The sequence below is a fragment of the Sphingorhabdus wooponensis genome, assembly GCF_003933235.1.
In the GTDB taxonomy this organism is placed as follows: domain Bacteria; phylum Pseudomonadota; class Alphaproteobacteria; order Sphingomonadales; family Sphingomonadaceae; genus Sphingorhabdus_B; species Sphingorhabdus_B wooponensis.
In genome coordinates this window covers 116950-125000 of the sequence record NZ_RWJI01000001.1, presented here as the reverse complement: position 1 = coordinate 125000, position 8051 = coordinate 116950, and the positions used below count along the sequence as shown (strand labels likewise).

At 54.6% G+C, this 8051-nt stretch carries 12 protein-coding genes (1 of these 12 running past the window's edge); 3 read left to right on the top strand and 9 right to left on the bottom strand.

The genetic code is table 11. The features are described from left to right. Positions 1-30: the beginning of an isopenicillin N synthase family dioxygenase gene (locus D7D48_RS00655; protein WP_125230813.1), read on the bottom strand. Its footprint begins 909 nt before the window's first position; 30 of the gene's 939 nt are visible here — the first part of the coding sequence; it begins with the start codon at positions 28-30; the stop codon falls past the left edge of the window. A 44-nt stretch (positions 31-74) separates the two neighbouring features. On the opposite strand from D7D48_RS00655, the gene D7D48_RS00650 reads away from it, so the two are divergent. From D7D48_RS00650 to D7D48_RS00640, 3 genes are all read left to right on the top strand, one after another. After that, complete coding sequence (locus tag D7D48_RS00650; protein ID WP_125229470.1) at positions 75-491, top strand: EVE domain-containing protein; 417 nt, start codon at positions 75-77, stop codon at positions 489-491. Then, a complete protein-coding gene (locus tag D7D48_RS00645) occupies positions 488-1348 on the top strand; it encodes an ATP-grasp domain-containing protein (RefSeq protein WP_125229469.1) in 861 nt (286 codons plus the stop codon). Before D7D48_RS00650 ends, D7D48_RS00645 begins: the two co-directional genes overlap by 4 nt. Before the next feature lie 99 nt (positions 1349-1447). Further along, positions 1448-1630 (top strand): CsbD family protein, encoded by a 183-nt coding sequence (locus D7D48_RS00640; RefSeq protein ID WP_125229468.1) that lies wholly within the window; start codon positions 1448-1450, stop codon positions 1628-1630. A gap of 60 nt (positions 1631-1690) precedes the next feature. Here the strand turns inward: D7D48_RS00640 and D7D48_RS00635 are convergent, their stop codons facing one another. From D7D48_RS00635 to D7D48_RS00600, 8 genes are read right to left on the bottom strand one after another with little or no spacing between them, the layout of a single operon-like run. Continuing rightward, on the bottom strand, positions 1691-2377 hold the full coding sequence (locus tag D7D48_RS00635; RefSeq protein ID WP_125229467.1) for a glutathione S-transferase family protein: 687 nt from the start codon (positions 2375-2377) through the stop codon (positions 1691-1693). A gap of 50 nt (positions 2378-2427) precedes the next feature. Then, complete coding sequence (locus D7D48_RS00630; protein WP_125229466.1) at positions 2428-3648, bottom strand: serine hydrolase domain-containing protein; 1221 nt, start codon at positions 3646-3648, stop codon at positions 2428-2430. Positions 3649-3656: 8 nt separating this feature from the next. After that, positions 3657-4298 carry a CoA transferase subunit B gene (locus D7D48_RS00625; protein WP_125229465.1) on the bottom strand — a complete coding sequence of 214 codons (642 nt, stop codon included), beginning with the start codon at positions 4296-4298 and terminating at the stop codon, positions 3657-3659. Continuing rightward, positions 4295-5008, bottom strand: coding sequence for a CoA transferase subunit A (locus D7D48_RS00620; protein WP_125229464.1), 714 nt, complete (start codon positions 5006-5008; stop codon positions 4295-4297). Before D7D48_RS00620 ends, D7D48_RS00625 begins: the two co-directional genes overlap by 4 nt. Before the next feature lie 41 nt (positions 5009-5049). Then, a complete protein-coding gene (locus D7D48_RS00615; RefSeq protein ID WP_125229463.1) occupies positions 5050-5709 on the bottom strand; it encodes an HAD-IA family hydrolase in 660 nt (219 codons plus the stop codon). 8 nt (positions 5710-5717) lie between these two features. Continuing rightward, the gene (locus tag D7D48_RS00610; protein WP_125229462.1) at positions 5718-6413 is read right to left on the bottom strand and encodes a VIT1/CCC1 transporter family protein; all 696 of its coding nucleotides are present in this window, start codon (positions 6411-6413) and stop codon (positions 5718-5720) included. A 16-nt stretch (positions 6414-6429) separates the two neighbouring features. Continuing rightward, positions 6430-7350 carry an SMP-30/gluconolactonase/LRE family protein gene (locus D7D48_RS00605; RefSeq protein WP_125229461.1) on the bottom strand — a complete coding sequence of 307 codons (921 nt, stop codon included), beginning with the start codon at positions 7348-7350 and terminating at the stop codon, positions 6430-6432. Positions 7351-7400: 50 nt separating this feature from the next. Next, a complete protein-coding gene (locus D7D48_RS00600; RefSeq protein ID WP_125229460.1) occupies positions 7401-7958 on the bottom strand; it encodes a GNAT family N-acetyltransferase in 558 nt (185 codons plus the stop codon). Between the last annotated feature and the right edge of the window lie 93 nt (positions 7959-8051).

Genomic DNA, 8051 nt, shown 5'->3' with positions numbered 1-8051 from the left:
TGAGATTATGGGCATAACTGTCATGGACAGCGCAATATAGCCTGCCGTAAAGGCTTGCCAGCGAAAAGGAGTGGATGGTGGCAAAACAATATTGGCTCATGAAATCGGAACCAGACGTTTATAGCTATGACGATCTGGTGGCTGAGGGCGAAGGCACATGGGACGGCGTGCGCAATTATAGCGCCGCGAATAACTTGCGGACGATGAAGGTCGGCGACGAGGCATTTTTCTACCACAGTAATATCGGGCTGGAGATTGTGGCCATCATCACAATCAGCCAAGAACATTTCATTGATCCCACCGATGAAAAGGCCCGCTTCGTTGCGGTGAAGGTTAAACCTGCACATAAATTAAAGCAGCCCGTGACGTTGAAGGCGATTAAGGCGAACCCGAATTTGGCCGAAATGGAAATGTTGCGGCAGTCGCGCCTGTCCGTCGCCCCAGTCCGCCCAGCCGAGTGGAAAGAAATATTGAAGATGGCGGGCGAATGAGCGGTCTTCGTATCGCCATATTATGCCCAACGCCGGAATATGAAGAAGATTGGTCGCATATAAGAGCCGATTATACGCGTTTGTTAGGCGACAACGCTATTTTCATAGATTGGACCAAGGCAGACGACTTTAGCGGCTTTGACCTTGTCACGCCCTTATTGGCTTGGGGCTATCCGCGCGATTGCCCGCGCTGGTTTGGCTTGCTCGACCAATTAGAGGCCGGAAATGCGCCCGTGCGGAACCCAGTCAGCATATTGCGGTGGAACAGCGACAAGGCCTATCTGGCTGAATTAGACGCAGCCGGCATTCCATCAGTGCCAACCATATTGTGTCCGCTACTCGACAGGGTCGCACTTGAAGACGCCCGGAAAACCTTCAATGTTGAATCGCTAGTCGTCAAGCCACCGATATCGGGCGGAGCAGACGGTACTTACCGGTTGGAACGGAATGATATGGTGCCGGATTCGGTCGCTGGCCAGCGCATGATGATCCAGCCTTATGTGCCTAATATTGCCGAAGAGGGCGAATATTCGCTCTTCTATTTCGCTGGGGCCTTCAGCCATTCCATCCTCAAACGCCCCGCCACAGGCGACTTTCGCGTTCAAGAACAATATGGTGGTCGGGAAGAGGCCGTCAGTGCTCCCGACGGCGCGCTGATGCTGGCCGAGCGCGCCCTGGCCGCCACAGCCGAGATTACCAAGACCGGCACGCTGGCTTATGCACGGGTCGACATATTGCGCGATGGTGATGGCGTTTTCCGCCTGATGGAGCTGGAACTGATAGAACCATCCTTATTCCTGCGCTTCGCATCCGATACAGGCACGTCTTTTGCCCAAGCGTTGGTTTCAAGCGTTTAACCGCCAAGCACGCTGGAACCAACGGCCACCCGCAGGGTTCACTTCCTGTACCGCCCCGCAATTCACGCGCGGCCGGATGACACAGAAAGGACGTGCATTATGGGCGAACTAAACGACAAAGCCAAAGGCCTCGGCAACGAAATCGCAGGAAACCTTAAGCAAGCTGCGGGCAAGGTATCTGGAAACCAATCGCTGCAAGCCGAAGGCATTGCGCAAGAACGCAAAGGCGAAGGCCAGAATCTTAAGGGCAAAGTAAAGGGCGCAATCGGCGACAAAGTTTAGGTTCCGTTTAACCCCGAAAAAAGGCCGCCCACGAGGCGGCCTTTTCATGTCTGACCTTAATCAGCCGTGACGATAATCGGCGGTTATCACGCCACAGTCCCGCAGCTCCGTCTCATGGCCCGCTTCGCGCCAACTCTCCGACAAAGCTTCTTGCTCCCAAGCCAGCATCGGTGCGAGCCCCAGCATATGCTGGACCCATTCATTGCCCTTATGGCCCACATCAAGTCCGTAAGTGCGCGCCCGAAACGCCACCGGCGCAAAAAAGGCATCTACGGCGGTAAATTGAGGGCCGGCCAGAAATGGACCACCAAAACCATCTAACCCTTGCGCCCATAATTCGGTCAAACGCGCGACATCGCGCTTCAACGCGGCCGACATTGGCTTGGGCTGAACCCTGACCCCAACATTCATTGTGCAGTCGTTTCGCAAGGCAGCAAAACCGCCATGCATTTCCGTAACGGCGCATTGCGCCCACGCCCGTGCAGCCGGATCAGACGGCCAGACGCCATCGTGCCGGTCCGACAGATATAAAGTGATGCCCAACGAATCCCATATCGTGCGCGCCCCGTCCTTCAACACGGGCACTTGGCCGGTCGGTGAAAATGCCCGAAATGCATCATAATTGCTTTCAGCAGTAAAGGGCTCCACGCGGTCCTCAAACGGGATGCCAAGCATCGTCATCAGCACCCAAGGCCGCAAGCTCCAGCTCGAATAATTGCGGTTTGCTGTAATGAGGGTGTAGCCCATGTCAGTCTTCTTTTTGGATTCTGAATTCAAACAAGCACTTAACAGATCTTTCAATCCAGTTCCAACCAGCGCGAGTCCGTCCGTTGATGGTAACTGTCAAACACCGCAAATGGAATACGGAAGGGCGTGCCCCAGTTGCTGTTCCACATGGCGACAACACCAACACGACTGGCTGGATCAAAAATCAGGGTCGCGCGATAGCCGTCAACTGCGCCGGAGTGCCCAAATAATATATGTCCGTCATATTTAAAACTGCGCCAGCCAAGGCCATAATGTGCCTCTGAATTCGCTTGCCGCAATTCACCGCCATAAATCGGTGCCGTATTCACGCGCGGCGATTGCGCAATCCGCAGCGTCGATTCAGGCAGCACATCGGGACGGTCGCCCATTGTCGCCTGCATCCATCGAGCAAAATCAACGATATTGCTTTCAACACCCGCAGCTGCCGGAACGCGCCAATAAGTCTCTTTCACAGTGCGGACCGTGCGGCCATTATGCGGCCGCGCCCAATCTTTGGCGTCCGTCAGGCCAGCCATTCCAAAATTGGCGCTGTTCATACCCAAGGGCAAAAAGAAACGCTCGCTCACCGCATCTGGATAAGGCCGCTTCGCTGCCTGCTCCAGTATCTCCGTCGCGGTGTCAAAGGCTACATTCTGATACGTGTGACACGAACCCGGCTGACACTGCAACGGCGCGCTGGCCAGACTGGTACGCAACATGCGCGGATCTTGGCCATCCTCTAACCTTTCGTCATAGGCGTTTTTGGTGAGGCCGGTTTGCTGGGAAAGCAATTGTTGGAAACTCACCCAAGCTTCGGCACCTTCAGGCAGGCGCAGCGATGTATGGTAACGCCCGACTGGCTGGTCCAAATCCACCAGCCCCTCATCGGCGAAAGTGGCCGCCAATGTCCCCGCAACGGTCTTGGACACTGAAGCCCACCGGAAAACCGTGCCGAGCGTAACGGGCACGTTCGTATCCCGATCAATCACACCATATGCGCGGACAAATCGCAGCTCGCCATCTTCAACAATAGCAATGGCAAGCCCGGCCATTTCAGATCTTCGCGCAATGGCCGCAAATTTTTGATCCAGTTGCGCATACTGGATTCGACCGCGCCATTCATGAGGCTGGTCCGGCAAATTCGTCTGGGGTTTGGTAAATTTACGCAATACTGCGACAACCTGATTATCATCAGGCGCGGCGCGCATGGCGCATAGGCCAGTCACCGCCAGCAAAGAAACCGCAATCAAGGCCGATACAGTATGCCGCATATTGGTGATCAGACCGCAACCTCAAAATGCGCAGTCGTTTTTGACATGATGTCATCAACAGATACGCCGGGCGCCATTTCGATCAGTTTGAACGCAGATGATTTGTCGGGCCGCTGAAACACCGCAAGATCGGTTATGATCATGTCGACGACATTTTTGCCTGTTAGCGGAAGCGTGCAAGCCGGAATGAATTTGGGCGAACCGTCCTTGGCAACATGCTCCATCACCACGATGATTTTTTTGACACCCGCGACAAGGTCCATCGCACCGCCCATGCCCTTGATCATCTTGCCGGGGATCATCCAATTAGCGATATCGCCATTCTCCGCCACTTCCATCGCGCCTAAGACGGTCAGATCGATATGCCCACCACGGATCATAGCAAAGCTGGCGGCGCTGTCGAAATAGGCTGTCTGCGGAAGCTCGCTAATCGTCTGCTTGCCCGCGTTGATTAAGTCGGCGTCTTCTTCGCCCGCATAGGGAAACGGGCCAATGCCCAACATGCCGTTTTCCGATTGCAGGGTTACTTCGACGCCTTGCGGAATGTGATTCGCAACCAAAGTCGGAATACCGATGCCAAGGTTCACATAAAATCCGTCGCGCAGTTCCTTCGCTGCGCGGGCGGCCATATCATCACGGCTCCAGCTCATATAGAAGCCTCCGTTTCGCGCACAGTGCGGAACTCAATCTTTTTGTCATAAGGCGCCCCAACGATCATGCGCTGGACATAGACGCCGGGCAAATGAATGCAGTCAGGGTCAAGGCTGCCGACGGGCACCAATTCTTCGACCTCAACCACACAAATTTTGCCGCAAGTCGAAGCAGGCAAATTGAAATTGCGCGCTGTCTTACGGAAAACCAGATTGCCGCTTTCATCCGCCTTCCAAGCTTTGATGATGGAAAGGTCGGCGAATATCCCATGTTCAAGGATATATTCCTCGCCGCCAAACTCTTTCATTTCCTTGCCTTCGGCGACCAGAGTGCCAACACCAGTTTTGGTGTAAAAGCCCGGAATACCAGCGCCGCCAGCGCGCATGCGTTCGGCCAAAGTGCCTTGTGGGCAAAATTCAACTTCCAATTCACCCGCCAAATATTGCCGCTCGAATTCTTTGTTCTCACCAACATAAGACGAAATCATTTTTTTGACTTGCTTGGTCCGAAGCAGCTTGCCGATGCCTTCATTGTCGATGCCCGCATTGTTGGACGCAAAGGTCAAGCCCGTGACCCCGCTGTCGCGCACAGCATCCAAAAGGCGTTCCGGAAGGCCGCAAAGACCAAAGCCGCCGCTGGCAATCAGCATATCGTTTTTTAGGACGCCTTCGAGCGCCGATTGTGCATCGGGGAAGAGTTTCTTCGCCATGAAATGCTCCAAATAATGGGAGAGACGGAACAGCCCTTCGCCTAGACCCCAAGTGGCGTGAAGGTCAACGCCAATAGCGCGCCTAAATCATGTAAAGCTTGATCAGCGCTTGTAACTTTTATGGCAGCCATTCCCATAAAGGCAGCCGGTTTGCAGTTGATACCAAGGTCGTCCAGATAGATGCATTGCGAAGGTGCCACTGCCAAAGCGGCGCACATCATGGCATAAATACGTGGATCGGGCTTGCGCACGCCGGCTTTGCTCGATTCAATGATATGGTCGAACCGTTCCATGACCGCAGAAATCGCCGCTGCTTTCTCATCACTGCTTGCCATAGCAGCACCTTTACCAGACGGCACATTGTTTGTGATGCACCCAAGTGCAAAGCCCTTAGACTTTAACTCATCCAATGCGGCCACCATAATAGGGCGGATATCACCCGATAGGCAGGCAATCACCGAGGCGCCGTCAAGTTCCTGCCCCAATGCCCGCGCTTCGGCGGCAAATAATGCGTCAAATTCCGCTGCATTGCACTCCGCCCGTTCAAACTTCGCCCATGCATTATCATCGGGGTTGCGCGCATTCACGCTACGCACAAAATCCTTAGGTAGACCGCGTGTCGCCTCCATGCGGTTGAAGGCCTCAAATGGCGAAGTCGTAATGACCCCGCCAAAATCGAAGATAACAGTATTGAACGTCATGTTTTTCCTTAGGCAACCGTCGTGCCGAACAACGCGCCAATAGCAGCCGTTGCGGCCATAGCAATCGCCCCCCAAAAGGTAACGCGCATCACAGCCCTACCCATTGGTGCACCGCCAGCTCTAGCCCCAATTGCCCCCAAGATAGCGAGGAATAGCAATGAGGCTATGGATACGGTCCAACTCAGATAGTCTGACGGAGATAAGGGTACCATAGCCAAAGGCAATGACGCGCCAACTGCGAAAGATGCTGCCGATGCCAATGCCGCCTGCACTGGTCGTGCGGCAGTGTGCGTGGCCATGCCCAATTCGTCGCGCAAATGCGTCGCCAGCGCGTCGTGCGCTGTAAGCTTATCCGCCACTATCTCTGCGAGTGCACGATCGAGACCCCGCGCTTCGTAAATGCCCACCAGCTCCTCGCGTTCCTTATCGGGAATGGTCGCCAGCTCATTCTCTTCCCGTAAGCGGTCCGCATTTTCCGTATCTGCTTGCGAACTGACCGACACATATTCACCCGCCGCCATCGACATTGCGCCCGCCACCAGTCCCGCAATCCCCGTCAGCAATATGGTCGCGGGCGTTGCTTGCGCCGCGGCCACGCCGACAATCAAGCTAGCCGTCGACACAATGCCATCATTCGCCCCAAGGACCGATGCCCGCAACCAGCCAATGCGGTCGATAAGATGCGCTTCCTTGTGCCGAGGCATATCCTTGTTTCCAGTTCTAATATTGCAGCTTCAGCCCCGGCCGCGCCCATCGGGTTTTAACGAGACGCCCGCTGCCCGAGAGGCAGATATAGGCGTCCATCATATCATCGCCGCCAAAGGCAATGTTGGTTGTAAAAATATCATCGGTTGCAACAAATTCGACCAGCTCGCCTGCGGGAGAAATCACGCTTATCCCGCATTCACCGATGGTTGCGACGCAGATATTGCCATTGGCCTCCATGCCAAGGCTATCAAAGAATTTATAGCCCGCTGGGCGGTAAACCGGAATGCCTGGCCCGCCGGGGCCCGCATCCCCAGCAACCTTGCCTGGCGCGGTGATGTTGAACTGCATCAAGCGGCAGGTGTAAGTTTCGGCAGCATAAAGCGTGTTCCCATCGGGGGACAAACCAACGCCATTGGGGTTGTTTGACGGGAAGATGACTTCTTCCAAATGGCTGCCATCGGCCTTGGCATAGAAGATGCCGACGACATCATGGCTTCGCTTGGCATAGTCGATCTTGCCATGATCAGTGAACCAAAACCCACCATGTGCGTCGAACACAATGTCGTTCGGCCCGCGCAGACTGCACCCAAAGTCACCTGATTTATACAATATTTCGACTTCGCCGGTTTCGATATCGATGCGTTCAATCCGGCCACCTGAATAATCCTTGGCAATACCATGCGGCGCGAGAAAGCCATTGGCTTCCATATATTCAAACCCGCCATTGTTGCAGCAATACAGCTTGCCATCCGGCCCCATGGCTAAGCCATTCGGTCCACCACCGGGCTTGGCGATGACGGATTTGCTGCCATCAGGGCGTACGCGCGTGATTTGGCCTTGCGCAATCTCTACCAATATGACGCTACCATCGGGCATGACCACGGGACCTTCGGGGAAGCGAAGTCCATCGGCGACCAATTCAAACTCAGCCATATTTGCTCTCTCCTTTACGCACGACTATCGCGCAATCATCCTGTAATCGATTAGGCAGGCTCTCGCGCTGGCGCTGATCGGTCTCCATCACCAAGCTCGGCTTGCATGTAGACGGTGTCAAGCCAGCGTCCAAATTTACGGCCAACGTTGCGCATACGTCCGGCATGGGTGAAACCCATTTTACTGTGTAAAGCAACCGAGGCGGGTTCGCCGCCGCCAATGACGGCGATCATTTGACGAAAGCCGCAATCACGTGCGCGCTCCATTAACGCGCGCATCAATTGCACGCCCACACCCTGCCCCACACAAGCGGGATCGAGATAGATCGAATTTTCGCAGGTATAATTATAAGCAGGCCGGTCGCGAAACCCCGTCACATACGCATAGCCCATGATCATTTCGGCACGCTCTGCCACAATGAACGGCCATCCTTTGGACAATGTGTCGCGCATCTTCTCTTCGGTTTGAACTGGCGTGCGCGCAACAGCATCAAAGCTGGCGGTACCATGCAGCACATGATGCGCATAAATACCGGCGATGGCATCAGCATCGGCGGCACGCGCAGGCCGTACCTCCAAATTCGTTAAAGCCGGTCTTCCATTAATCATAGGTCATGGCTGACATAATATTCCGCGCTTTGAAAGTTTTTTGCTGTGTTTGATGTCCATCAATGACTTTGCGGCGTTTAGGTCCAGAATCAT

What these genes read in the sequence shown, in the direction of transcription:
- D7D48_RS00650 (WP_125229470.1), top strand. Translation starts at nt 75, where the DNA reads ATGGTGGCAAAACAATATTGGCTCATGAAATCGGAACCAGACGTTTAT.
- D7D48_RS00645 (WP_125229469.1), top strand. Translation starts at nt 488, where the DNA reads ATGAGCGGTCTTCGTATCGCCATATTATGCCCAACGCCGGAATATGAA.
- D7D48_RS00640 (WP_125229468.1), top strand. Translation starts at nt 1,448, where the DNA reads ATGGGCGAACTAAACGACAAAGCCAAAGGCCTCGGCAACGAAATCGCA.
- D7D48_RS00635 (WP_125229467.1), bottom strand. Translation starts at nt 2,377, where the DNA reads ATGGGCTACACCCTCATTACAGCAAACCGCAATTATTCGAGCTGGAGC.
- D7D48_RS00630 (WP_125229466.1), bottom strand. Translation starts at nt 3,648, where the DNA reads ATGCGGCATACTGTATCGGCCTTGATTGCGGTTTCTTTGCTGGCGGTG.
- D7D48_RS00625 (WP_125229465.1), bottom strand. Translation starts at nt 4,298, where the DNA reads ATGAGCTGGAGCCGTGATGATATGGCCGCCCGCGCAGCGAAGGAACTG.
- D7D48_RS00620 (WP_125229464.1), bottom strand. Translation starts at nt 5,008, where the DNA reads ATGGCGAAGAAACTCTTCCCCGATGCACAATCGGCGCTCGAAGGCGTC.
- D7D48_RS00615 (WP_125229463.1), bottom strand. Translation starts at nt 5,709, where the DNA reads ATGACGTTCAATACTGTTATCTTCGATTTTGGCGGGGTCATTACGACT.
- D7D48_RS00610 (WP_125229462.1), bottom strand. Translation starts at nt 6,413, where the DNA reads ATGCCTCGGCACAAGGAAGCGCATCTTATCGACCGCATTGGCTGGTTG.
- D7D48_RS00605 (WP_125229461.1), bottom strand. Translation starts at nt 7,350, where the DNA reads ATGGCTGAGTTTGAATTGGTCGCCGATGGACTTCGCTTCCCCGAAGGT.
- D7D48_RS00600 (WP_125229460.1), bottom strand. Translation starts at nt 7,958, where the DNA reads ATGATTAATGGAAGACCGGCTTTAACGAATTTGGAGGTACGGCCTGCG.